General features: G+C 61.8%; 24 protein-coding genes. 4 read left to right on the top strand and 20 right to left on the bottom strand.

All coding sequences use genetic code 11. The features are described 5' to 3' along the window. Positions 1–73: 73 nt before the first annotated feature. On the bottom strand, positions 74–1,039 hold the full coding sequence (pip, locus tag C8D92_RS13525) for a prolyl aminopeptidase (protein ID WP_116919652.1): 966 nt from the start codon (positions 1,037–1,039) through the stop codon (positions 74–76). Positions 1,040–1,171: 132 nt separating this feature from the next. Then, the gene (gene typA, locus C8D92_RS13520; protein WP_095611096.1) at positions 1,172–2,983 is read right to left on the bottom strand and encodes a translational GTPase TypA; all 1,812 of its coding nucleotides are present in this window, start codon (positions 2,981–2,983) and stop codon (positions 1,172–1,174) included. Positions 2,984–3,464: 481 nt separating this feature from the next. Between typA and glnA the strand changes: the two genes are divergently transcribed. The 4 genes from glnA (at position 3,465) to glnG (ending at position 8,387) form a co-directional block, all read left to right on the top strand. Continuing rightward, the gene (gene glnA, locus C8D92_RS13515) at positions 3,465–4,871 is read left to right on the top strand and encodes a glutamate--ammonia ligase (RefSeq protein WP_095611097.1); all 1,407 of its coding nucleotides are present in this window, start codon (positions 3,465–3,467) and stop codon (positions 4,869–4,871) included. A 203-nt stretch (positions 4,872–5,074) separates the two neighbouring features. Beyond that, a complete protein-coding gene (locus C8D92_RS13510) occupies positions 5,075–5,608 on the top strand; it encodes a DUF4124 domain-containing protein (RefSeq protein WP_243402453.1) in 534 nt (177 codons plus the stop codon). A gap of 266 nt (positions 5,609–5,874) precedes the next feature. Continuing rightward, complete coding sequence (gene glnL, locus C8D92_RS13505) at positions 5,875–6,945, top strand: nitrogen regulation protein NR(II) (RefSeq protein WP_116919650.1); 1,071 nt, start codon at positions 5,875–5,877, stop codon at positions 6,943–6,945. Then, positions 6,942–8,387, top strand: a complete 1,446-nt coding sequence (gene glnG / locus C8D92_RS13500; RefSeq protein ID WP_116919649.1) for a nitrogen regulation protein NR(I) — start codon at positions 6,942–6,944, stop codon at positions 8,385–8,387. The genes glnL and glnG overlap by 4 nt, the downstream gene beginning before the upstream one ends. A 243-nt stretch (positions 8,388–8,630) precedes the next feature. On the opposite strand, the gene C8D92_RS13495 is transcribed toward glnG, so the two are convergent. The 18 genes from C8D92_RS13495 to C8D92_RS13410 all read right to left on the bottom strand — a co-directional run bounded on the left by C8D92_RS13495 (position 8,631) and on the right by C8D92_RS13410 (position 25,371). Continuing rightward, a complete protein-coding gene (locus C8D92_RS13495) occupies positions 8,631–11,405 on the bottom strand; it encodes a DUF6701 domain-containing protein (RefSeq protein ID WP_116919648.1) in 2,775 nt (924 codons plus the stop codon). A gap of 473 nt (positions 11,406–11,878) precedes the next feature. Then, complete coding sequence (locus tag C8D92_RS13490; protein ID WP_116919647.1) at positions 11,879–12,295, bottom strand: hypothetical protein; 417 nt, start codon at positions 12,293–12,295, stop codon at positions 11,879–11,881. Then, positions 12,285–13,052, bottom strand: a complete 768-nt coding sequence (locus C8D92_RS13485; RefSeq protein ID WP_243402452.1) for a prepilin-type N-terminal cleavage/methylation domain-containing protein — start codon at positions 13,050–13,052, stop codon at positions 12,285–12,287. Before C8D92_RS13485 ends, C8D92_RS13490 begins: the two co-directional genes overlap by 11 nt. Then, on the bottom strand, positions 13,052–13,534 hold the full coding sequence (locus C8D92_RS13480; RefSeq protein WP_116919645.1) for a type IV pilus modification PilV family protein: 483 nt from the start codon (positions 13,532–13,534) through the stop codon (positions 13,052–13,054). Before C8D92_RS13480 ends, C8D92_RS13485 begins: the two co-directional genes overlap by 1 nt. Next, positions 13,531–13,983: a prepilin-type N-terminal cleavage/methylation domain-containing protein gene (locus C8D92_RS13475; RefSeq protein WP_116919726.1), complete on the bottom strand. Its 453-nt coding sequence runs from the start codon at positions 13,981–13,983 to the stop codon at positions 13,531–13,533. The genes C8D92_RS13480 and C8D92_RS13475 overlap by 4 nt, the downstream gene beginning before the upstream one ends. Before the next feature lie 103 nt (positions 13,984–14,086). After that, complete coding sequence (locus tag C8D92_RS13470) at positions 14,087–14,557, bottom strand: type II secretion system protein (RefSeq protein WP_116919644.1); 471 nt, start codon at positions 14,555–14,557, stop codon at positions 14,087–14,089. Between the two features lie 55 nt (positions 14,558–14,612). Continuing rightward, the gene (locus tag C8D92_RS15945; RefSeq protein ID WP_279338316.1) at positions 14,613–15,083 is read right to left on the bottom strand and encodes a type II secretion system protein; all 471 of its coding nucleotides are present in this window, start codon (positions 15,081–15,083) and stop codon (positions 14,613–14,615) included. 37 nt (positions 15,084–15,120) lie between these two features. Continuing rightward, complete coding sequence (locus C8D92_RS13460) at positions 15,121–15,615, bottom strand: type II secretion system protein (RefSeq protein WP_116919643.1); 495 nt, start codon at positions 15,613–15,615, stop codon at positions 15,121–15,123. Between the two features lie 41 nt (positions 15,616–15,656). Then, entirely contained in the window at positions 15,657–16,193 is a 537-nt protein-coding gene (locus tag C8D92_RS13455) for a hypothetical protein (protein ID WP_133243131.1), read from the bottom strand. Positions 16,194–16,195: 2 nt separating this feature from the next. After that, the gene (locus C8D92_RS13450) at positions 16,196–17,422 is read right to left on the bottom strand and encodes a type II secretion system F family protein (protein WP_116919641.1); all 1,227 of its coding nucleotides are present in this window, start codon (positions 17,420–17,422) and stop codon (positions 16,196–16,198) included. Positions 17,423–17,424: 2 nt separating this feature from the next. Continuing rightward, positions 17,425–19,185 carry a GspE/PulE family protein gene (locus C8D92_RS13445; RefSeq protein ID WP_116919640.1) on the bottom strand — a complete coding sequence of 587 codons (1,761 nt, stop codon included), beginning with the start codon at positions 19,183–19,185 and terminating at the stop codon, positions 17,425–17,427. A gap of 7 nt (positions 19,186–19,192) precedes the next feature. Beyond that, a complete protein-coding gene (locus C8D92_RS13440; protein ID WP_116919639.1) occupies positions 19,193–20,347 on the bottom strand; it encodes a tetratricopeptide repeat protein in 1,155 nt (384 codons plus the stop codon). Further along, complete coding sequence (locus C8D92_RS13435) at positions 20,344–21,177, bottom strand: ExeA family protein (RefSeq protein WP_116919638.1); 834 nt, start codon at positions 21,175–21,177, stop codon at positions 20,344–20,346. Before C8D92_RS13435 ends, C8D92_RS13440 begins: the two co-directional genes overlap by 4 nt. A gap of 1 nt (position 21,178) precedes the next feature. Beyond that, positions 21,179–22,906 carry a pilus (MSHA type) biogenesis protein MshL gene (mshL, locus tag C8D92_RS13430; protein WP_243402450.1) on the bottom strand — a complete coding sequence of 576 codons (1,728 nt, stop codon included), beginning with the start codon at positions 22,904–22,906 and terminating at the stop codon, positions 21,179–21,181. Positions 22,907–22,931: 25 nt separating this feature from the next. Next, on the bottom strand, positions 22,932–23,246 hold the full coding sequence (locus tag C8D92_RS13425; RefSeq protein ID WP_116919637.1) for a general secretion pathway protein GspB: 315 nt from the start codon (positions 23,244–23,246) through the stop codon (positions 22,932–22,934). 1 nt (position 23,247) lies between these two features. After that, a complete protein-coding gene (gspM, locus tag C8D92_RS13420; RefSeq protein ID WP_165819282.1) occupies positions 23,248–23,919 on the bottom strand; it encodes a type II secretion system protein GspM in 672 nt (223 codons plus the stop codon). Beyond that, positions 23,909–24,541: a PilN domain-containing protein gene (locus C8D92_RS13415; RefSeq protein WP_116919635.1), complete on the bottom strand. Its 633-nt coding sequence runs from the start codon at positions 24,539–24,541 to the stop codon at positions 23,909–23,911. The genes gspM and C8D92_RS13415 overlap by 11 nt, the downstream gene beginning before the upstream one ends. Further along, positions 24,538–25,371: a type IV pilus biogenesis protein PilM gene (locus C8D92_RS13410; protein ID WP_243402449.1), complete on the bottom strand. Its 834-nt coding sequence runs from the start codon at positions 25,369–25,371 to the stop codon at positions 24,538–24,540. The genes C8D92_RS13415 and C8D92_RS13410 overlap by 4 nt, the downstream gene beginning before the upstream one ends. Positions 25,372–25,453 lie beyond the last annotated feature (82 nt).

Raw genomic sequence — 25,453 nt, 5'->3', positions numbered from 1 at the left:
CTCTCAACCGATAGAAGCATGGGAGGGTATCAGAAAGGCGCCGCGTCTCCACAAGGCGCGGCCTCGAAAACCGTCAAACGCCGAACGGCTCAGCGTAGCGTTCCGCCATCGCATCCGTTGCCCGGACCAGTGCGTCGATGATCGGCGGTTCACTGGCGGAGTGACCGGCATCCCGGAGAATGGTGTACTCCGCTTCGGGCCAGGCCTGGCTCAGGGCCTGTGCGTTATCGAGGGGGCAGACCATGTCGTAGCGGCCGTGAATGATATGACCCGGTATGTCGGCCAAACGCCCTGCATCACGCAGAATCTGGTCCGGCTCCAGGAATGACCGGTTGGAGAAGTAGTGGCACTCGATGCGTGCCAGGGCAATGGCCACGTGAGGATGGCCGAAATGTTCGACCACACGCGGGTTTGGGTGCAGTGTTGCGCAGCGCCCCTCCCACAGCGACCAGGCCTTGGCGGCCTGAATCTGTTCCAGTTCGTTACGACTTGTAAGACGCCGGTAATACGCCGCCACAAGATCGTCCTGTTCGCTGTCGGGAATCCGGCCCGCGTAGTCCTCCCAGTGATCGGGAAAGATACGGCTTGCCCCCCGCTGATAGAACCAGAAAATGTCTTCGGGGCGACACAGGAAAATACCACGCAGGATCAGTCCCAGTACCCGTTCAGGGTGGGTTTCGGCATAGACAAGGCTCAGCGTGGACCCCCAACTGCCGCCGAACAGCACCCATTGCTCGATCCCCAGAAACGCCCGGATCTGCTCCATATCATCGACCAGGGCCTGAGTATGGTTGCCGGACAATTCGGCCAGTGGTCGCGAGCGACCGGCGCCGCGCTGATCAAACAGAATGATCCGGTAGCGCTCCGGGTCGAAAAACTGGCGCAGCCACTCCTCACAACCGCCACCGGGACCGCCGTGAACAACGACCACGGGGATACCCTCGGGATTGCCCGATTCCTCAATCCAGAGCTCGTGGGGCTCCTCCACTTCGAGGCGGTGTTCGACGTTGGGGCGTAATTCGGGGTAGAGCGTCAGCATGCCGGGCTCCGTCCTATCAACATTGAAAGTCTAGACGAGAGCGAGGCAAAGGTCAGTGCCTGTTCGAGTCACAGACCGGGAAGGAAAGACCGGGGCGGCACCAGACCGGAGCCGCCCCAGAAGGCACGCCGCTTATTTCTTCTTGGCGCGTTTACGCTCGTTTTCCTTGAGATGCTTCTTGCGGACACGCAGGTAGTGGGGTGTGACCTCCACCAGCTCATCATCATCGATGAACTCCAGCGCCTGTTCCAGTGTCATCTCGATGGGTGGCGTCAGGACGATGTTCTCGTCAGTGCCGGAGGCCCGGACGTTGGTCAACTGCTTGCCCTTGGTGGGGTTCACAACCAGGTCGTTGTCCCGATTGTGAATCCCGATCACCATGCCTTCATAAACCTCGGTCCCGGGGCCGATGAACAGACGCCCCCGTTCCTGCAGCGTAAACAGCGCGTAACCGAGCGCCTTACCGTCGATCATGGAAACGAGCACACCGTTGTTCCGGTGCTCCACATCACCGCCCTTCGCCGGGCCGAAGTGATCGAACACGTTGGTCAGGATGCCGGTGCCGGAAGTCATCGTCAGGAACTGGTTGCGGAAGCCGATCAGCCCCCGCGCCGGCATGATGAAGTCCATCCGCGTCCGGCCACGACCATCCGGCACCATGTTCTTGAGCTCGGCGCGCCGCTCGCCCATTTTCTCCATGACCGAGCCCTGATGTTCGTCTTCCACGTCGGCCACAACGTATTCGAACGGCTCGTGGATTTCGCCATCGACTTCGCGCTGGACCACCTGAGCCCGCGACACGGCGATCTCGTAGCCTTCTCGACGCATGTTCTCGAGAAGCACGGACAGGTGCAGCTCACCCCGGCCGGACACATGGAACTTTTCCGCCTCGTCGCCCTGCTCGACGCGCAGCGCCACGTTGTGCAGCAACTCCTTGTCGAGACGCTCTTTCAGGTTGCGACTGGTGATGTACTTGCCATCCTTGCCGGCGAACGGCGAATCGTTCACCTGGAAGGTCATGCTGACGGTCGGCTCATCCACCGTCAGCGCCGGCAGTGCTTCGGCGTCGGATGGCTCACAGAGCGTGTCGGAGATGAACAGTTCGCTGATGCCACTGATGCAGACGATGTCCCCGGCAACGGCTTCGTCAACCAGAACGCGCTCAAGGCCGTGGAAGCCACGCACTTCCTGAACACGACCGTTACGCTGTTTGCCCTCACGGTCAATGATCGTAACAGGACGCCCCGGGTAAAGCGTGCCCCGGGTGATCCGGCCAATGCCGAGAACGCCCACATAGCTGTCGTAGTCCAGCGAGGTGATCTGCATCTGCAGCGGCGCTTCCGGGTCCACTTTCGGTGCCGGCACGCGCTCGGCAATCATCTCGAACAACGGCATCATGTCTTCTGCCAGCTCGTCCGCTTCCGGACCGGCCACACCGTTCAGAGCCGATGCGTAGACCACCGGGAAGTCGAGCTGTTCCTCGGTCGCGCCAAGCTGATCAAACAGGTCAAACACTTCGTTCAGGACCCAATCCGGGCGCGCGCCGGGACGATCCACCTTGTTGACCACGACGATGGGCTTCAGCCCCTGGGCAAAGGCCTTCTGAGTCACAAACCGGGTCTGCGGCATGGGGCCATCAACGGCGTCCACGAGCAACAGGACGGAATCCACCATGGACATGACCCGCTCGACTTCGCCCCCGAAATCCGCGTGCCCGGGCGTGTCGACGATGTTGATCTGATAATCCTGCCAGCGAATCGCCGTGTTCTTGGACAGAATGGTGATGCCGCGTTCTTTCTCCTGGTCGTCCGTGTCCATGATCCGATCGGTACCGGAATTCTTGCGGTCCAGCGTGCCGGACTGTTCCAGGAGTTTGTCGACCAGCGTGGTTTTACCATGGTCAACGTGGGCAATGATGGCGATATTTCGACGTTTTTCGATCACAAGACTATCCTGAGCCCATCCGCTGCCACCATACCGACCCCGACGGGTCGTGTGGCCTGCAGACGGTTTTGAGAAGTGTTGGGTGTGGCTTCCAGAGGGAATGCCGCAGAAAGTGGGCGGAAGTATACCCGAAGATCAAACACTGAACTACAGCCAAGAAAAGCACCAAAGTGGTGCGCAACCCGAAAGTCGTGCACTTTTGTGGTGCTGAAGGTTTGTTTGACGCACCCTTTCCTCGCACCTTGTTGCTGATAACTCACTGCCATGCACCGCCTTTCAGCAGCTGCACAAATCTGGCAAAGGATTTGCTTGACCGGAAACAGCCATTTCAACAGGCAGGGCACCCACCAGTCTGGTAAGCTGCCCGCACCTGATCTCCGGTAACGCCAATCTGGCCGGAACCGGAAAGGCTCTTCAGGGCGTCCGGTCGCCTGTCCGCGCCGCCCGCCAATGACAGACAGAAACCGACGGAGCATCCGTAATGTCCAATAACACGCTGAACCTGATCAAAGAGCACGACATCAAGTGGGTCGACCTGCGATTCACCGACAGCCGTGGCAAGGAACAGCACGTCACACTGCCGGCAAAGGAAATCGACGAGGATTTCTTCAGTGAAGGCAAGATGTTCGACGGCTCTTCCATCGACGGCTGGAAAGGCATCAACGAATCCGACATGATCCTGATGCCGGATGATGACGCCGTTGTGCTCGACCCGTTCACCGAGGAGCCGACCGTCAACCTGACGTGTAACATCGTCGAGCCGGCGACCATGCAGGGTTATGAGCGCGATCCGCGGTCGGTTGCCGAGCGCGCGGAAGAGTACCTGAAGTCGTCTGGTGTCGCGGACGGCGCCCTGTTCGGTCCGGAGCCGGAATTCTTCGTGTTCGACTCCGTGAAGTGGAAGACGGACATGAACGGCGCAATGTACGAAGTCTACTCTGAGGAAGCCGCCTGGGTTTCCGGCGAGGACTTTGACCGCAACAACATCGGTCACCGTCCGGGCGTCAAGGGCGGCTACTTCCCGGTTCCGCCGGTCGACAGCCTGCACGACCTGCGTGGCGCCATGTGCTCCGCCATGGAAGCGATGGGCCTGGATCTGGAAGTGCATCACCACGAAGTCGGCACAGCCGGTCAGTGCGAAATCGGCGTTGGCGCCAACACACTGAAGAAGAAGGCGGACGAGGTCCAGATCCTCAAATACTGCGTTCACAACGTCGCGCACGCCTTCGGCAAGACCGCCACCTTCATGCCCAAGCCGGTGGTTGGTGACAACGGTTCCGGTATGCACGTCCACATGTCCCTGAACAAGGATGGCAAGAACCTGTTCGCCGGTGACGGCTATGCCGGCCTGAGTGAGACGGCGCTGTACTACATCGGCGGCATTATCAAGCACGCCAAGACCATCAACGCCTTCACCAACTCGTCTACCAACTCCTACAAGCGTCTGGTGCCGGGTTTTGAGGCGCCGGTCATGCTGGCGTACTCCGCCCGTAACCGCTCCGCGTCCATCCGGATTCCGTACGTGAACAGCCCGAAGGCACGCCGGATCGAAGTCCGCTTCCCGGACGCCTCGGCCAACCCGTACCTGGCATTCGCGGCACTGGTCATGGCGGGTCTCGACGGCATCCAGAACAAGATCCATCCGGGCGACGCCATGGACAAGGACCTGTACGATCTGCCGAAGGAAGAGGCGCTGAACATTCCGACCGTTGCCGAAACCTTCCAGGAAGCGCTGGATTCGCTGGAAGCCGACCACGAGTTCCTGACCCGCGGCGGCGTTTTCACCGAAGACATGATCGAGGGTTACCTCGAACTGAAGCGCGAAGAAGTCGAGCGTCTGAACATGACCACCCACCCGGTGGAGTTCGACCTCTACTACTCCGTATAAACCGCCTCACCCGAGCGGTTCAGAAGCCCCGCCCCGTGCGGGGCTTTTTTGACTGAGGCAACGCCATGTCCCCGCCCTGCCACCAGGCTGACCACCCTGTCACGCGCAACCTCTTGCAATCCCGGCGGTATCCGCCCAATAATCGGGAAGGAAATGCGCCTTCCCAAAGCGCCCGATTCCTGTCGTCTGACCGGAGGTTCCTTGTGACACCACGCTCATTACTGATCACGACCGCCCTGCTGGCCGGATTCAGCAGCTCTCTCGACGCCGAGGTGTACAAGCATACGGACGAACAGGGCAATGTGACCTACAGTGACGAGTCCATCGACGGTGCCGAAACGGTTGATGTGAAGCCGGTCACCACCGTGACACTCCCCAAAATGGAGCAGGTGGAGCAGGCCACCTCCGACAGCCAGCGTGGCAGCCAACCTGAGCCTCAGGCCACCTACGACAGCGCCCGGTTCACGGCCCCCGAGAACGAAAGCGCTTTTCACAGCGGCAGCGGTGATGTGGTGTTCTCGGTGACCAGCACTCCGGGTCTGCAGCCGGGCCATCGATTCGAGGTCGCCCTGGACGGCCAGCCCATCGGCCAGAACCGTGCCGGGCAGTTCAGTGTGACGAATGTGAACCGCGGAACCCACAACGCCAGCGTGAACATCATCGGCCCGAACGGCGAGATCATCCACACCGGCGAGAACATTTCCTTCACAATCCACCGCCCTTCCGTGCTCAACTGACAGGCGGGGTCATCATTGACCTCACCCTCCCCTCTCAGACTTTCCTTCACACCCCTAATGCACTATTTTGGTGCGATCGCACCCCGACAGGGCCAGGCGTCGAACCACAATCGCCCAGTTGACCTGCAATGCCCTCCCTCCGTGATGCGCTGACAGGCAGCGTTTGCAGCAGGATTCACCGAAAACGGGCAGTCGCGTCTGGCTGGCATCGCCCTGGCACAAAACTGGTTCGCTTTTTGCTGCCATAGACACCAGAGAGGGACACTATGCCAATGACGATCGCCTACAAGCAGATACTGGATCACTTGACCACGGCCACGGTGGTGCTGAGCCGGGACCTGCGCGTTCACGACATCAACGCAGCCGCCGAGTACCTGCTGGAAGCCAGCGGCTCACGAGTCATCGATACGCCCATCACAAACCTCATCATGACGCCGGACGACGGCCTGGAAACGCTCCGGGAAGCGGCCGAGACCGGCCAGCCTTTTACCCGCCGGGAAGCGGAGTTGGTACTCCTTTCCGGCTCCCGCTGCATCGTCGACTACTCCGTTTCCCCTCTGTCCGGCGAGCCGGATGCCCTACTCATGGAAATCCAGCCGCGCGACCGTCTGCTGCGCATTTCCCGCGAAGAGGAAATTCTCACCCAGCAGGAAACCACCCGCGTGCTGGTTCGTGGCATGGCTCACGAGATCAAGAATCCACTGGGCGGCATTCGTGGTGCCGCCCAACTGCTGGACCGGGAACTGACCGACGACGGCCAGAAAGAGTACACACGAGTGATCATTGATGAGGCCGATCGGCTGCGGAGCCTGGTCGACCGGATGCTGGGGCCACGCAAAGCGCCCGAGCTCCAGCCCACCAACGTCCACGAGGTGCTCGAACGGGTTCGCACACTGATCGACGCCGAGAGCAAGGGGCGCATTGAGCTGATCCGGGACTACGACCCGAGCCTGCCCGAATTCAATGGCGACCGGGAACAGCTGATCCAGGCCTTCCTCAACATTGCCCGCAATGCCATGGAAGCCGCCGCCGAGAACCCTTCCGATGAGCGCCCGATGCTCACGTTCCGCACCCGGGCACTGCGGCAATTCACCATCGGCCACCATCGCTATCGCCTAGCCTGCCGGATCGACATCATTGACAACGGCCCTGGCATTCCGGAGGAACTGGTTCAAAACATTTTTTACCCGATGATCAGCGGTCGGGCCAATGGCACCGGCCTGGGTCTGTCCATCACGCAAAGCATCATCGGGCAACACCACGGACTGGTCGAGTGCAAGAGTGAGCCCGGCCGGACCGACTTCATTGTCTTTCTACCCCTGGAGCCACAATCATGAGCGAGACCCCCACCGTCTGGATCATCGATGACGATCGCAGCATCCGCTGGGTCCTGGACCGTGCGCTCACGCAGGCGGGCATGGAGGCGCGAGTGTTTGACAACGGCGACGACATCATGCGCCGTCTCGATCAGGAGCGCCCCGACGTCATCGTCAGCGACATCCGCATGCCCGGGATCGACGGCATCGCGTTGCTCCAGCAGGTGGTGCAGGATCACCCGGACCTGCCCGTGATCATCATGACGGCCCACTCCGACCTGGAAAGCGCGGTCACCAGCTACCAGACCGGGGCATTCGAATACCTCCCCAAACCGTTCGATGTGGACGATGCCCTGGATCTTGTCCGTCGCGCGGTGGATCACAGCCGCGAACAACGCGCGAACACCAGCGAGCGCAGCGTGCCAGCCTCTCCCAACACCGAGATCATCGGGGAAGCGCCGGCCATGCAGGAAGTCTTTCGAGCCATCGGACGGCTGGCACACTCAAACATCACGGTGCTCATCAACGGTGAAAGCGGGACCGGTAAAGAGCTGGTCGCCCAGGCACTCCACAATCACAGCCCCCGGGCACGGCATCCGTTCATCGCGCTGAACATGGCGGCCATTCCAAAGGACCTGATTGAGTCGGAACTCTTCGGCCACGAGAAAGGCGCCTTCACCGGTGCCGCCGCCGCCCGCCAGGGGCGCTTCGAGCAGGCCAACGGCGGAACGTTGTTTCTGGATGAGATCGGGGACATGCCCGCTGACACCCAGACCCGACTCCTGCGGGTTCTGGCCGATGGGGAATTCTACCGGGTCGGCGGAACGACCCCGATGCGGGTGGATGTGCGCATCATCGCCGCCACCCACCAGAATCTCGAAAAGCTGGTTCAGGCCGGCACCTTCCGGGAGGACCTGTTCCACCGCCTGAACGTTATCCGGGTCCACCTGCCAACGCTTTCCGAACGCCGGGAAGACATTCCGCTGCTGATGCGCCATTTTCTAAAGCGGGCCGCTCGCGAGCTGTCCGTGGACCCCAAGGTTCTCAAGCCGGAGACCGAGGAGTACCTCACCACTCTGCCCTGGCCCGGGAACGTCCGCCAGCTTGAGAACACCTGCCGGTGGCTGACCGTGATGGCCAGCGGGCGCGAGGTGCACATCAGTGACCTGCCACCGGAACTCACGGAGCAGGCCGACACGCCACCGACCGGCCAGACCTGGCAGGAAGGCCTGCGTACCTGGGCCGACCAGGAGCTCAAACGCGGTCACCGGGAGATTCTCAACACCGCCGTGCCAGAGTTCGAGCGCATCATGATCGAAACCGCCCTGCAGCACACCGGCGGCCGCCGACGCGACGCCGCCACCCTGCTCGGCTGGGGCCGCAACACGCTCACCCGGAAGATCAAGGAGCTGGGCATGGACGACGACGGGGAACCGGCGGTGGCGGGCGATCAGTCGTTGTAGTCGATGCTTCTGATGATGGGGTTTGCCGCGGAATCCGCGGAAGGGCGCGGAAAGTAAGGGGAATTGCCACGGAAAAACACAGAAAGCGCGGAAAGATTGTTAATAGTGACAAGCGGCGCGTTAAACGAAGCTCATGGCTTTAAAACCCTCTTGGGGTCATCATTGTTTCTTGCGCCTTTTTAACGGCGCCCCAAGGGCGCCTTTCCGTGCTTTCTGTGTTTTTCCGTGGCGACGAAACGATCCCTATGGCGCCCCCACTTCACGCCAGTAGATCACCCGGTCGTGCCCCTCGTAGACCCCGAACGTGGCCGTCCCCGTCGGGTTGGTCAGCGATCCATCGCCGTTGTAATCGCCTGTCAGCCAAAGCGGCACCGCGAACTCGACGCCGACATTGCCCCGGTTGCCGTCGCCGGGCGCGGCCAGAGTCAGTTGGCCGTCACTCGGGGGCACCCCTTCATCAAGCGGCCCGGAGGCGCTGGCGGCGCTGGTGCTGCCGCCGGACAGCTCCGACGTATCGATGGAGACATCCGCCGGTAACCCGTAGTTCCAGCAGGAATCGTCTTCATTCAGGACAAACTCATTGCCGTTCCAGTAGGTGCTCCGGAATGGCAGGGTGAGCGGCTGGTTTTCCGGGCCGTAGGCGTTCTCCAGCCCCAGCCGGGCGTAGCGCATTTCAGCGCCGGCGAAATCCGGCGATACGGGCAGTGGCGTTTGGGGTGACGCCACACCGTCGCTGTCCTCCACCGCGTTGATGGTGATCGAGTAATCGGGTAGGAAAGGCGCAACCCGGACAGGCCGCCGGTCATTCGACGGCGACGGCTCTTTCTTGAGATACGTCAGCGTATCGGTGCCGTCGAATCGGTAATGCAGAAGGCCTGGCCCCTGACGGGTAAGCGTCCCTTCGGACGCATTAGCGGCAACCGGGAACGGATCACCGTTCTCATTGGTCGCCGTATTGTCCGACGAGGCGAACGTTCGGTTGATATCGTTGGCGGTGAGGAACTGGAAAGCGCCGTCATCGGCGGTGTAGTTCTCGGTCACAGTACCGGACGCAGACAGGGCGGTCACAGAGAGCACAGGCATCATCCCCGTTCGCCATTGCAGGGGCTTTCCCATCACGGAGAAGGCGGTAGTGGCCTCACAGAATGGCTGGACCTCACCCGGGTCATCAACCACAGTCCGGAAACGGTCTGGCACGAATCGCCCCACATGCGGCAACGGATCCCCCTCAACCTTTTCGGAGTTCAGGTAAATGCCATCGCCATCCAAGCTCGGCGTCAACGAAATAACACCCACTTCGGTCCAATTAAAAGCACCGCAGGCAAAACCATCCGCCGCGCTACCGCCACACTGTGTTCCGAACGGATTGAAGCTGCCCTGAAAGGTCCCTGCCTGTCCGCCACTCGGGGCAAACAGGGCCGACTGAAGCTCTACCCCTTCCGGGGTCGGCGTTTCCCGCCCAAAATTAGGGGTTGTCACCCCATTCGCATTAACCGCTTCAACCTGCACATCGAAGTCGGTGCCTGCGGAGGTCAGGACATCGCCGGTGCGATCCGTGGCCGCCGGATTGCCAGGAACAGAGAGATTAAAGTGGTCAGGCCGGGCAATGAAATCGTCATTACCCGTCAGAACCAGCCCGAAATCAGGAGCCGCAGGGTCCGCTCCCTCATAGCGGGCATTGAGACGAACACGGCCTGCGTCGGCGTACGTCAGTGGAAGCGTTGCAACACCACCCGGACCGAATGACAAGGCCTCAGTGGAGGCGCTTGCCTGCGACTGACCCAGCGACGACCCGCCGTTCACCACCACCGGCTCCGTTCCCGTGCCCGGATTGATATAGTCTGTCCAAAGCTGGACGTTTTTTGTGACATCATCCAAGCCCGGCACACACTGTTCGGGATTGGCCGCACTGGCTTCCAGAGCCTCAATCGTCGCGGTTTGAGTCGTGGCTGATATGTGATCATTCACGGAAATGGCAAACCCCGACTCGCGGACATCAAGAGCGCACTGGGCGGCTGTGGGGGTACCAGACCCGGAGTCGCAAAGCGTCGTGTTGTCGGAAAACGCCACCGGGCTCGGATCAGAGGACGCCACGTCCAGAGTCACCGTCCCCGCACTCGTGACTTGCAGCGACTCCGTTGTCGAGCCATTGCTGAAGGTGAACGTATCGCCGTTCAGCCAGCCTGACGGCGTCATCGTCACCTCAACCGGTTCGTCGACCGTCGACGAGCAGGCGGCATCTTCGCAGGCCCGGACCGTCACCTCTTCAGGTCGACAGGTGAGCGCCTGACCGTCGTGAACCAACTCAAAGTGGTCGATTTGGATCAGCGGATCAATCCGCTCGGCGCATACCTGGAGGTTATCCAGCTCATGGATGTTATAGGCGCCCCCCGTCGAGCCGGTAACCGAGAAGATCAGGTTCTCTGGAGCAGGCGGCTGGCCGGTCAGGGATCTCTGCAGAATCGTATTGAAGCCGCTCCCAGTATCCCGCTCAATCTTGACGGAGGGAGTGACACCGGATTGGGCATCGAGTGTGATCCGATACCGGTGTGGATTGACGCTCGAATTCGTATAGATACCAGGGACCAGCGCCCCGGAATCATCAATGTATTCATAACCGGGATCTCCAAGCCCTGTTGACTCGGCGCCACGCAGGACCACCGCATTGGGGGTTAGCACGCCCGGTGGGTTGCCACCTTCCTTGCCCTCACTGCTGGTCGAAAAATTGCCATACTCATCCAGCCCGATTCCAAGCCAGCCGCCTGCAAACCCGCCCGTTCCATCCACCTCCTGAGCATAGCCCAACGCGCCACCAAAACCACCCGGCTGCGGTGTTGTCGTTGCATCTGAGAACACCAGCGAGATGCCATCCCCCGGGCCAAGCCCGCCCGAATTGTAGGCGTAAAAGTCGAACTCGATCCGAATGAGATTATCGTCTGTCGGAAACAGTCGCTGATAACTGGCCGCCGTGGACTGATCGCCCTGGCTCTCAGTGATCCTCAGTCGTCCACCAACCACCTGCGGCGTAAAGTTGCCAGACGCAACGGTTGTGACCCAATCAGAGTCTGATAGTGATGCACTGTTGAACGCTTGGCTTTCACACTCTGGGAAGCTCGATACAGACACCGTTATCGAATCCGAACCATCCGATGAATAAGGAAAGCAAGAAAATAAAAAGCAATCACGACTCTGCGACTCATAAGTGATCTGGTATGTCCCTGGCTGACCGGGCAACGTGAATGTTCTCTCGACCGTTCGACCGCAGGGGCTGCCGCCAAAAGTCGAGCTATCCGAGCCGCCTCCCGGCGATGTCCAGACATCCCGATACTGATCGCCTGAGGAGCAGTCGGTGGCCGATGCCTCAACGACAACCGTTGAACCCGGTAACCTCTGGATCGGACCGGTATCACCATTGACGCTCAACTCCACGTTCGTGCCCAGCGCACACAGAGGCCAAGTCAGCAGCAGGGTCATCAGGATTCGCCGAATCATCACCGCACTCGTACCTCCACGGTTCGTTCGCTGCGCTCACCACTACCACCGCAGCGCCCGGCACTCCGGATCGTATAAACTGTCTCCGGCGCCGGGCTGCCTTCGATGTCCGCTTGAACCGCATCGCAGGCGATCGCGGCCTCGCAGCCGCTGAGTCCGTCGTTACTGAAAGACAGCGTCGTGCCATCCACACTGCAATCCCCGGACGCCAGCGTTTTGGCCACGCTCGCCTGGGCGCCGCTCTCCGCCGCCAGAAACGCCCGCTGCGACAGAATCTGGCGACTGACCGAGGCCCCCGTCCCCTGTTGTAGCTGAGCCATGCCGGCAACAATCAGCGCCAGTACAGTGATCACAAACAGGGCAACCGGCAGGCCCGCCCCCCGTTCACGGCTCAGTGACGATCGATCAGGGCACATTGCGGATCTGCACCTCCTGGCCGACATCCAGCGTCTCCCCGGAATCGGGGTCCGCCAGCGTATAGTCAAACGACACGACCGCGCCCCGTTGCAGCGAGGGCGGCGTCAACTCAAACGCCAGCGACCCGGTCTGAACCCCAGCGGCGAGCACCTCCCGGTTCGGCATGGTGAGCGGCTTGCTGTCACCAATACCGGATTGGATTCCGTAGTTTCGATACCGGTATAGAAACCGGCTTCCCGGTTCCTGGCAGACCATCCGGGGCGAGGCCACCAGGTAGAACCGCCGCTGCGGCGACTGACCCTTGAACCGGTGCGTCTGCCCGCCGTCAAAGGTGACGGTGCCATCGCCGGCCATGGACGCGGGCGGGGAGATCACACCGGGGTCGCTCGGCTGGTAGACGTTGCCGGAGTGGGGATAGAGCACCGCACGCCCGCTGGCCGAGGCACTGCCCGGTAACGGCACGGCATCGAACGAGTTCCCCCCCTTCGGGCGGTTCAGGTAGTTGGAACCGGCCACAATCGGCATCCACTCAATGCAGTTGCCGTTGGTCCGGACTGAGGTCGGCAGGGCACCGCGAAGCGCCCGGCTGACCTGCTCACTGATAACTGCGGCCTTGAGCGCCCGCTGCTGGCGGGCGCTGGTGTCGATCGCCCCCTGGGTGGAGAGCGCCACAAATCGCACGGAGATCGTGGCCACCACCGCCAGAAGCACGATGACGATCACCAGTTCCACCAGTGTGAAGCCACGATCACGCATCAGAAGTTCGCCCGGTAGGCTGAGAACACGAAGCGCTGGTCGGCAGGCGCCGTCACGGTCAGCCGGATCCGCTTGGCGTCATCGCCAGGTAGCCCCACATCGCCACCGGCACACTCAACCCGGATGGACACGCGGAAGCCGTCGTAGCCATTGAGCGCCGTGCCTTCGGCATCCGCCGGTGCCTGATTGTCGATGGCGTTGTAGTCGTCCACATCGTCGTAGTCGTCACGGCTGCCCTCTTCCGTGTTGATCGCGCAGCCATTGGCTTTGGGAACACCGCCAACCGGCGTGCCTTCGGCATAGCGCTGCCCCATGATCTCGTCCATGTAGAGTTGGGACAGTGCCACGGACCGGGTCTGGAACAGCGGATCGGCGCTGCGACCGCCGATCAGGGCGAAGGCGCTGACCACGCCGGCCACACCAAGGCTGATGATGACGATCGTCATCACCAGTTCAACGAGCGTCACGCCTCTCTGGTTCACGGCTGACACCCTCCCCGGTAGACCGCGCCAAGCGAGCTGACGCAGGTGGTGTAGGTGATGCCATCGCCGCTGAAGGTCAGCGTTTCATTGGTATTCGACGCCAGGGCGCCGGTTTTCTGGAAGGCAAGGGACGCCGGCCCCGAGACGGTCACCCCCTCCCGGGGCAGCGAGAAGACGGTCTCGGCAGCCGTCCCCGCTCCGACGGTGAAGGTCAGTTCATCGCCGGACTGGCTGATCGCCACGGAATCGCCCGCATTGCCAGCCAACGCCGCCTGCTGGGCCAGCGACACCGCGGACGCGAGTTGCTGGGTGGCCAGCAGCGGCGTGAAGCCGGCGCGGTTGGCAAAGAGGCCGATGCCCAACGCCGCTAGAACGCCGATCAGGATCAGGACCATGATCAATTCGACCAAAGTAAACCCAAAGTCTCTAACACCAGCCTTAGTAGGCATGGAACAGTTAAGGACACCCCCCATTACTGACCTCAAACTCACTGTCCTCTTTACAGCGGATTAAGTCTGCGGTACTCACGCTGTAAGATCTCTGCTAATCCTTTTAGCACCCTGAGGTAGTGACACTCGTGGGATCTACAGTTCCATCGCTTTCATCATAAGTGAAATTACAGTCGGTCAATGCAGAACCTGAACCGTCATCAGCGGAGATTTGAATAGTCGTTCCACTTGCTGTGCCCAGTACAAAATCGTCTTGAATCTGAGCAGCTACATCAATACCACCGGCGGCCGCAGCCGGATAGCCGCCATTCATATCCACGGACGTGCCCTCCAGGCTCACAGTCTGTCCAGCCGAAGACTCATCACAGCTTGAACGCGCTAAACAAGCCGAATGAGCAATTCCCGCAGCAGATTTAACCGAGCCAATAGCACCCTGCAATGTTGCGGCACGAGCATCTCCGCCTAAATCGGCAAACCGCGGCAACGCAAACGCCGCCAGAATGCCAAGGATCACAATAACCATGACCAGTTCGATCAGGGTGAAACCTTCTTCTTTTCCTCTACCGGTGTTCATTCGACAACTCCTGATTTAATCGCAAACATATTATCGGTTTGTGCCTTCAAGGCGCTTAACAGTTCACAGCAGTGACAGAAGGTTCGCCATTCGTAGGCGCGTTCTCATAAGTGAACGAGCAGTTACCTTCACCACTGGTAATAGTCAGGGTTCCCTCACCGGTCCCGCTTGCATAGCTGGTACTGAAATCATTGGTAAGCTGTGCAGCGTCCACAATCGAGCCATTGGCAGCGTTGTCGGCATCAGCGGTTGGATACCCGTTAACAATGTCGATGGTCGTCGATCCTTCAAGCGCAACCGTTGTAGGCTCACCCCGCGCTAGCCAGGCTGAATGCACGATGGCTGCTGCAGATTTTACAGAGGCTCTGGCACCCTCCGTTGCAGCTTCCTCAGCGTCACCACCCAGATCCGCAAACCGCGGCAACGCAAACGCCGCCAGGATGCCGAGAATCACTATCACCATGACCAGTTCGATCAGGGTGAAGCCTTTCTGCTGTTTTGCTGAGAGTGCTGTCATTGCTTTCATGGTTGTCTCCATCGCGTCGTGATTAGTGGGGTTGGTTTTATGAATTGATCGCCGTGGTCACCTCACCGGTGTCCAGGTCGTAGGTGATCGTGCTGCTATTGCCGTCCGGCTGATAGGTGTACTGGCAATCCCCGCCAGGTGCGGCGGCAACATACTCAATACCGGCACCGGTCGCGGTGCCCACGCCCGGGGCGTTGGACTGCATCAGAGCGTTCCAGAGCTGAACACATCGCGTGGGGCTGGCGGTGGTGTTTGTTGCGCCGTTCGTCGCGGTTGGCCATCCTTCGCCACTGACCTCGATATCGTCATTCCCAAAACCAGTCACATCGGTCTGGTCACCGTCGCCATTGGCAATAAACTGGGACCGCACCAGAGCAACCGCCGAAGAATAGGCACCCGCGGTCGCCCGGATATTATTGTCGTGAGCCTGCTGGGAGAGGCTGGCAAAGCGCGGCAGCGCGAAAGCGGCGATAATGCCGAGAATCGCGATGACGACCACCAGCTCGATCAGCGTGAAGCCTCGTTGTCTCATGGGCGATGTTCCCCCTGTCGTTCAAAATTTGACGGTCTCTGTCAGGTCCCGCCAGTCTTCTGGCGAACCGGGGCGAGCTTCAGCCCGTCCAGCCGGTCCTGTTTATCCGGGGTTCCATTCCCGTTCCGGTCGCGATAATCCATCGCGACGCGCCATGCCACGATTGTCTCCGGTGGCCTTTCCTGCCCGGCCAGAGCGATCCGGCTCCGGGTCCGGTAGCGCACTTCCCCGGATTCGGAGAAGCACCACTTGGCCGCCGCCGGCCCCGAGTCGCCACACCGCCCCTGATAGGCTCTCGGCGGTTTTTGTAGCAATGAGACCGGGTTTTTCCCACGCCACTGCAACATATGTTCCGGATGCGAGCTCAGCCGGAGCTCCGCGCCCTTGACGATGAGCGCCGCCCGGAGCTGATTCACGACCAGCCGGGCGCTCGCCGCTTCCGCACGATTCACCTGCCGGTCCAGCGCCTCCAGAAGCAGCCCCACCAGCAACCCGATGGCCGTCAGCGTAACGGCATACAGCAGCCCCCGGTGGATGTTCATCCCCGCCCGGCCTGGCGCTACGCCCGTCGGCGCCACGGTCAATTCCCCATTGAGGCGCGCCCCAGATCCCAGATGGGCAGGAACACACCAAGCGCCAGAATCAGCACCAGCACGCCCATTGCCACGATCAGTATAGGCTCAATGGATTCCGCCAGCCGCTTGAGCCCGAAGTCCACTTCCTCATCGTAGAAATCGGCCACGTTCACCAGCATCTCATCCACCGCGCCGGTTTCCTCGCCAACGGCAATCATCTGCAGGATCAGCGGCGTGAACATGTCACTGTTCCGGGCGGTGCGCAGCAAGGTGTCACCGCGCTCGATGCCACCGCGCATATCCCGGATGTGGTGCGCGATCCAGGCGTTGTCGGTCGCGTCCGCCACCACGGACAGCGCGTGAGTCACCGGCATGCCGGCCGACAGCGTATTGGCCATGTTGCGCGAGAACCGGCTCAGCGTGATCAACTCCAGCAGCGGGCCAATGATCGGAATCCGTAACTTGAATCGGTCCCAGCGCTCGCGCCCGGCCTGTGTGGCCACCCACTGGCGAAACAGCACAACCCCAGCCGCAACCGCAAAGAGCAGTACATACCAGTAATGGATCAGGAAGTCCGACGTCCCCACCAGCACCCTGGTCAGAATCGGCAGATCCGCCCCCAGCTTGTCGAACACCGAGGCAAACTGGGGAATCACCAGGAAGTTCACCACCATCAGCGCCGCCAGCAACGCCACCACCACGAAAGTGGGATAGCGCATGGCCTGCTTGAACCGGCGGCGGGTTTCCCGCTCGAGATCCAGAATCGCGGACAGGCGTTCAAAGGCCTGATCCAGCTGCCCCGTATTCTCGCCCACGTGAATCATCGCGACGAACAGATCCGAAAACACATCCCGGTGTGCCTGCATGGCCGTGGCCATGGTGACACCGCCTTCCAGCCGATCGGTGATGTCGTCCAGAACGTCGGACAGGCGCTCCGACTTGGTCGTGTCCGCCAGCCCACGCATGGTCCGGATCAGAGGAATGCCCGCCCGGGTCAGCGCATGCATCTGGCGGCAGAACACAATCAGCTCATCCAGCGTCACCTTGCGGCGAAACATCCGTAAGGCCCGGAGCCGGGCAAGCGGGTCGTCCGCTTGCTCATGAGGCTGTATGTCGAGCGGCGTCACGCCCCGGCGCAACAGCTCGGCGGCCGCCGCGTCGGCGCTGGCTGCCTCCACCCGCCCCTGCTCGGGCTTGCCGGTGTTGTCCTTACCGCGATAGGCAAACTGCATGGCTATTCCATCTGGCCGATAACGGGAAGGTCATCGCCTCCCACATCGCCTTGGCTGTATTCAGTGGTTGCCGCCACCCGGGCCACTTCCTCAAGGGACGTGATCCCATCCAAAGCATAGTCCAGCGCGCACTGTTCCAGGGGCCGGTAAGAGGGACTGGAACGAGCGGCCCGGGTGAAAGCAGACGGATCCCGTCGGCGTAGGGCATCCAGCATGGGCTCGTTCATTTCCAGCAGCTCGTAGACGCCAATACGGCCCCGATACCCGGTGTTGCTGCATTGGTAGCAGCCCTGCCCCTGCACAAAGCGCCCCTCGAGATCGTCGGTGCGCCGGCCGAGACTCCCCAACCAGACCGCTTCCTGATCCGTCGGCTGATAGGCCGCCGCGCAATTGGCACACACCCGCCGGATCAGGCGCTGGGCGACAACCCCCAGTAACGAACTGGCCACCAGGTAGGGCTCCGCCCCCATATCGATCAGGCGCATGGCGCTGCTGATGGAGTCGTTGGTGTGCAGGGTCGAGAGCACCAGGTGACCGGTCATCGCCGCTCGCAGACCGATTTCCACGGTCTCCTGATCACGCATCTCGCCAACCAGAATGACATCCGGATCCTGTCGAAGGGCCGAGCGCAGAACGGTTGCAAACTCCAGCCCGATTTGCGGATTCACCTGCACCTGCGTAATCCGCGGCAGCCGGTACTCCACCGGGTCTTCCGCCGTGATGATTTTGACCTCGGGCCGGTTCAGTTCGGTCAGTGTGCCGTAAAGGGTGGTCGTCTTACCGGAGCCGGTCGGGCCGGTCACCAGGATCATGCCGTGCGGCTTGCGACTCATCCGGCGGAAGCGGCTGAGCAGATCCGCCGGCATGCCCAGGGTATCCAGATCGAGTGTGCCCTGGGACTGGTCCAAAAGGCGCATGACGACGGACTCGCCGTGCTGGACCGGCATGGTGGACACCCGCACGTCGATACTGCGCCCGCGCACCCGGACGTTGAACCGCCCGTCCTGCGGCAGACGCTTTTCCGAGATATTCAGCCCTGCCATGAGCTTCAGCCTCAACACCACAGCGGCGTTGATGCGCTTTTCCTTCATCACCTGTTCCTGGAGTACGCCATCCACGCGCTGGCGGATGCGGACCACGCTCTCATCCGGCTCGATATGGATGTCGGAACTGCGGGCCTGGATGGCATCCTCGAACAGGGTCTGGAGTAGTTTGGCAACAGGCGCTTCGCCGGATTCCTCTTCCCCGCCCAGGTCGGCCAGGTCAAAGGCATCGTCGCCCAGTTCGTCCTCCAGCTCTTCGGCCAGAGAGGCGATTTCGTCGGTCCGGCGATAGACCAGATCCAATGTGGACAGCAACTCGCTCTCACGAACCACGGCCTGCTTGACGGGTTGGTCGAGAATGCGGACCAGCTCATCGTAGGCGAAGATGTCCATCGGGTCGGCCATCCCCACCAGCAGCTCTCCGCCCTGGTCGGCCAGCACGATGCTCCGGAACCGCCGTGCCTGTGCCTCCGGAAGGCGTTTGACCAGCGACATGTCGAACTGGAAGTGGCGCAGTTGCACAAAGGGAATCTGCAGCTGCTGCGACAGGAAGTTCAGCAGCCGATCTTCCTCGATGTAGCCCAGATCAATCAGCGTCCGACCCAGTTTGCGACCGGAGTTCTTCTGCTCGCTGAGCGCCTTCATCAACTGGTCTTCGGTAATGACCTCGTTCTGGACCAGCAGGTCGCCGATGCGGATTTTCTTGCGGGGTTCGGCCATACCGGGATTATCCCTCCAGTCCATCCAACCGCTGCCGGGCGAACCGCGCCAGCGCGGGTTTGATGTTGTCCAGTCCGAGCGCCTCGCGATAGGCACGGGCCGCCCGCTGAGGGTGCCCGTCGGACTCCAGCGCCAGCGCGAGACCGACCCACCAGCCACCGCGGCCATTGTCATGAGCGATCAACCCGGCCCACAGTTCGGCGGCCCGATCCGGCTGGCCAGCCTGTTGATACAGCGTCGCCAGCGTTACGTGGTAGGCCGGCGCACGAGCCACGGCCGGGCGGTTATCCGCCAGTGTCGCGATGGCGGCCTGTGGCTCGCCCATGGCCTGCTGGGCCCGGGCCCGAAGCAGTCTCAGGTCAACGTGTTCGCGGGTCTGCGATACCGGGAGCCATTGCAGTGCGTCACGGGGCTGGCCGGCAACGAGCTGGTGACGGGCCCAGGCCGCCCGGCTCAGGGGCGCGGGCTGACTCTGGACGATCCCTGCCAACTGCCGGCGCGCCGCTGCGATGCGACCGTCGTTCAGGGCCGCACGAATTGCCTCCGCCGCCTCGCGATCAAGCGCTTCCGGTGTGGTCCGCGTTTTTCGAACGGGCGTAGACTCAGTGTCGTCGCGTGGTTCCCTGTCTGCCACCGAAGTGGACGGCGCCGATTCCGCCTCACCGGTCGCCGTCGCCGATTCCTCCGGTTCATTGCCGTCGGTGTCGGGCTCCGCCGTGGCCGGTTCTGGCCGATTGTCAGCGGCGTCCGACTGTCGGTCGTCCGTTGCCGGCGCCTGCGTTGGTTCAGGTGCCTCGACCGCTGCGACGCGGGTCGTTTCAGCCGACGTCTGAGTCGTATCAGCCGATGCCGTAGGCGTCGTCGTTGACGGCGCTTCATTGCCCACCGATCCGGATTTATCGGGCGACGGACGTGCTTCGATCGGTCCGGTGGATACCGAAACAGGTTCGATCACCGCAGACGAGCTGGAGGGCTGCGTCCAGAGCAGCCAGATCAGTACGCCCCCCAACCCGGCCAGCACCAGCCCCAGGCCCCACCAGGCCAGCGGCCGCCCGGAGGCCCGCTCGCCAACGGCCCGGGGCTGACCAACGTAAGCGCCTTGCGCCCCCGGTGCGCTCTGACGTTGCTCAGCATTGCGGAGCGCGTCGTTCAACAGACTCATAGCCAGCGCTCCATCCAGCCCGGTCGACGGGCGCCCTCTGTGTCACGGATGGCCTGCAACGCGTGCTGGCGCAGCACCTTCCCCTGTCCGGCCCCCCAGGCCGACAGGAGGGATTTGTGAGCCAGGATATTGAGCAGGCGGGGGATGCCACCGGAGGCCTTGGTCAGCAGCTTCAGGGCCCGGGCGTCGAACAGGTCGCCCCCATTGTGGCCCGCCTGGGCCAGCCGGTGACGGATGTACTGGGCGGTGGCGTCACGGTCCAGCGGCCGGAGCCGGTACTGGAAAGTGATCCGCTGTCGTAGTTGCCTCAAGGACGACTGTGCCAGCAGCGAATCCAGCTCCGGTTGACCGAACAGTACAACCTGCAGCAGTCGCGCGGTTTCCGTCTCGAGGTTGGTCAGAAGCCGAAGTGCTTCCAGTGTGTCGAATGACATGGCCTGGGCTTCGTCAATGACCAAAACCACCTGCTGACCCGCCTCAGCGCACTCAATCAGGCGTTCATTGATCGCCTTGAGAACGCGGTGCGGGTTGGCAGCATCGTCGACCGATACGCCGAGCTCATCGGCGACAGCCAGGTAGAGACTTTCCGGCGACAGCGACGGGTTGGGAATCCAGGCCGTTGTGGCATCCAGCTCGTTGAGCAGCAGCCGGCACAGCAGCGTTTTACCGGTTCCCACCTCGCCGGTGATCTTGATGAAGCCTTCCTTCTCACGCAACGCCACCAGTAGCAACTCCAGGGCGTCCGCGTGGCTGGGCGCCCGCATGAAGTAGTGCGTGTTGGGAGTCAGGGAAAACGGTGCTTCCCGCAATCCGAAGTGCGCTTCGTACATATTACTCCCGCCCTGGCTGGGCCGGCTCCGGCAAGGGGCTGCTCGGCTCTTCAAGAAGCTCACGCAGCACCTGCATGCGCTCACGACTCCGGGACACATCGGCCCGCATGGTGCCCTCACCACGGCCCGTCACCACCGGGCGCAGCAGGATCACCAGCTCGCTCTTGCGCGACTCGAACCGGCGCTGCTTGAACAGCTCTCCGATCCAGGGAATCTCACTGAAGAATGGGACGGCGGCGTTATTGTCCTCACTCTTGTTCTGGATCAAACCGCCAATCACGACAATCTGACCGCTTTGTGCCTTGATGACACTGTCTGTCTCGCGGACAGTGCTGAGCGCCAGCGGCAGTGTCACATCCCGGTCACCCACGGTGATGACTTTCTCCTGATCGCTGACTTCGCTGACCGACGGGTGGACATGGAGAGTGATGGTCCCGTTCTCGGATATCTGGGGCGTGACATCAAGAGAGATACCTGAAAAGAACGGGGTCAGCTCGACCGACGTCGAGGTACTGTCCGTCGTCCCGGCGGCATTATCCTCATCATCAAACTCAATGTCGGTTACAAAGAACTCGTCGGACCCCACCTTGATGACAGCTTTCTGGTTATTGACCGTCGAGATACGCGGACTCGACAGTGTTTGGACATTACCCTGGCGCCCCAGCAACTCGATCAACGCGGTGAAATCACCGGCTCGAACACTGGCAGAGAAAACACCACCAATATCACTACTGGTGATGGGGACGCCCGCCAGCGCCTGCGCGGTAAAGTCCTCAGGCAACCCATCAGATGCCGTCACACGACTTGCGCTCTGCAGGTCGGACCAGTTGATGCCCTGCTCGTAGCGCTCATCCAGAGCAATCTCAAGCACCTTGGCCTCTATGACTACTTGGCGCTTCATGATGAGTTCGGCCTTGCGAAGATAGCGCTCCACCGCAGCCAGTTCATCCGGCTCGGCGCGCACCACCACAAGACCAGCGCCTGGCGTTGTGATGACTTTTCGTCCGTTGCCGGACCCGACGATCGTCGAAACCGCGCTTCGCAGGTCTGACCAGAAACGGGACTCTGTCTCTGTGGAAATACGGGTCCCGATCACGCTCTGCACACGACCGCCGTCGTCACCATTGGTGGCGCCCCCGCCGTTCTGTCCCGAACGCTGTACGGAGGACACCTGACCGGAGTTGACGCGCGTCTCCGAACCACCCTGACGCTTGAGGTGCAGATAGTCGATGGGGAAAAGCCGGGTCTGCAGACCTCCGGGCAGCACCTTGTAGAGGCGATCATGGCGTGTCACCCGAAAATCATGGAGGTCGTCCACAACGTCCATCACTTCCGGCAGGGACACGTCACGCAGATTGAGAGAAATGGTGCCAGTGACTTGCGGATGCACCACCACGTTGTAGTCGGTGCCATCGACCAGCCCCGCAAAAAAGTCCGCCACGGCCAGGCCACGTGCGGCAACGTCGAATCGCTCGTCTGAGGACGTGGCCGGCTCGGCCAGCGATGGCATCAGGGCGTCGGTGACCGCTTTCGGGACGGTTCCGGACCGGTCGGAGGTGCCGGTTTCCGGCGTCACCTTCTCGGCCTTCGCCAGCTCCTCATCAATCGCTTGCGCCGCATCCGTGGAGGTGGCCTGACCGGAGCGCATCAGCGGATGCTCGGCGGCGCAGCCGCTAAACAGCAATGCCAGCACCACCAACCAGCCGGTTCGGGAACACCTGTGGGTCATAGAATACCTCGAAAGCCCTTTCCGATTAGGGGGTTGTCTTGATGTCCGGGGGGCCCTGCCAGCGCAACACACGGCGCTTACCCCCTTGTCTGAGAATCACCCGATCCGAGTCAATGGACAGGACCTGGGTGCCGGCCACCGGATCGCCCTCACGGACAACCTGACCGTTGATGACTGCGCGGCGCCGCTCACCCGCCTGAATGATCGAGGTCAGCGACAGTGATGTCCGTGTCGGTTTGGCGTCAACCGGTGCCGACGTCCCGGCTGGGCGGGTCGGGTCCTTGAGCGCCAGGGCCGGCCCCGCCATTACCATCAGTATCAGAAGCAGTTTCCGAGTCATCTCACACTCCCAGCCAGGCGGGCTCGAGTCCCAGTGTCCGGATTCTCAGCGTTGCTTCGGCGTCCGGGTGGGACAGGACCTTGTAGTCCAACTGCCGCCAGGACAAATCCCGCTGCAACGCCTCCAGACGTCGGAGATAATCCAGCAATGGCAGATAACCACCGCGAACGGTCACCTCCACATCGTGGGCGTACATAAGCGGCACCGTCTCAGCACTCCCGGCATCGTGTCCGCCCGGCGCCCGGATGGGCATGGGTTCCAGTAACCGAAGACGAACCAGAGTCAGGTTCTGCTGCGACGAGAGCATTTCTTCCAACACCCCTACCATCGCGCGGGGCGAGACGAGCGCCCCAGTGGCTTCGGAAATCCGCCCATCCAGCTCCGACAAACGGGACTGACGCCGGTCGATCCGATCCCTCAGTGCGGTGTTCGGATCTTTTTCGGCGCGCTCGGCCAACGCCTTGGCCTGGTCGTTCAGACCCGCCAGAGACGCATTCTTCTGCGCGAACCGGGCCTCACCAGTGTCGATCTGCGCGAGCGTTGGCCCCAGACTGAATTGCCAGACGCCCAACACCACCACAATCAGGGCGGTCACGAGAATCAGACCGCGCTCCCGCACCGGTCGGTCGTCATACCAGGCGCCCCACTGATGCAACCGCTCGCTAACCGTCATCGTCATCCTCCGTCTGCTCACGACTGGAGGCGATCCGGAAATGCACCGGTCCAGCTTCCCGCTCAGTGGTTTCCCCAGGGCGCTGCATCAGAAATCGCTCAAAGGTGCGGCCACTGAAGACCGGTTCGTGGCGAAGACGATCGAGATACACAGGCACCTTTCCCGGCTGCTGTGTTGCCCCTTTCATGGTGATTCGAACGGGGTCGAGGGCGATGCGGAAACCAGTCAGCCACACCGCATCCGGCATGCGCCGGGCCATGGCCTCCATGTAGGGAGAAAACTGGGAACCCCCGGTACCCACCATCGCATCGATGCGCTCCAGGAGCCTTTGACGCCGATCAATCTGACTGGCCAGACGTGACGCGGCCTCCTTCAACGACGGATCCGGACGGTTGGCCTCAACCGCCTTTTCCAGCCGGGCGACGCGTTGCTCAGCAGCCGACACCTGACGGCTCAAGGCGTCGAGTTCCGTCTGCTGAGCCGCGCGCTCCCAATGCAGCCAGACCGATCCCCCCGCAAGGAGCACAACCGCGCCGACCATCGTTATCAGTGCCGTTCGCGCCGTCAGGCGCTGCTGCCTGGGGCGCAGGGCCTCTGTGTAGAGATTAACCACTTGCCTCATACGGACGCCCCCGCCGGACAAACCACTCCAAGTGCCGGCAGACAGCGGGCGTCGAGATCGCGCGGCGCGGCGAGTCGTTCCGGGTCCAGCGCCTCCACGCCGACACCGACGTAGGGCGAGAGCATCGGCGCCAACGGCATGGCCGGATCCTGGCCCGCTATGACGACCGTCCGGGGCGGCGCCTGACCCAGCTGGCTCTCGAAATAGTCCAGCGACCGCTGCATCTCAAGAGCAAGAGACTGGATGGCGCCATCCTGGCGAGCCGCATCAATCAGATGGTCCGCCACCACATCGAGGCGCCGTGAGAGGTAGAGCGTGGCTCCGCGGCAGATTACCATCTGGCCGGCATCCTCCCGAAGGTGCACCAGAGCCAGACCGCGCTCATCGGCGTCCAGTGCCTCGGCGGCATTGCGAAGTGCCAGGTGGGCAATATCAATCGACTCCAGATCCAGCCCCGCGTCGTGAACGAGCGACACGTAACCGGCAAGCCGATCCTGGCGGGCCACAACGACGTTCACCAGTTCCCCGCGCCCTCGTGACGCGTCCGAAGGAAACGGAAATACGTCGCATACCGCATCCGACGGGCTGAAATCAATCAGGTCACGGAGTTTCCAGCGCAGGGCATCGGCCAGCTCGGACTCATCGACGCCCTCGGGCCGCTCGAGCTGGAACACCTGGTACTGGTTCGGAGAGAGAACAAGGCGAACGGTTTGACAGGTTGGTGCCTTTTCCGCGACCAGTTGCTTCAGAGCCGACAGCCGTTCGGCCGGAGTACAGACAATGACACCGGCATCAGCGGGCCGTCCCGCCTCCCACGAAGCCCAGGCCAAGCCATCCTCACGGATTTCCAATCCCAGCCGGCCAGTTTCCCGGCGGCGTTTTAACCAATGTGTGAAAAAGGCGCTACTCACC

Source organism: Tamilnaduibacter salinus (genome assembly GCF_003096655.1).
In the GTDB taxonomy this organism is placed as follows: Bacteria; Pseudomonadota; Gammaproteobacteria; order Pseudomonadales; family Oleiphilaceae; genus Tamilnaduibacter; species Tamilnaduibacter salinus.
This window is presented reverse-complemented; position numbering and strand designations above follow the sequence as displayed.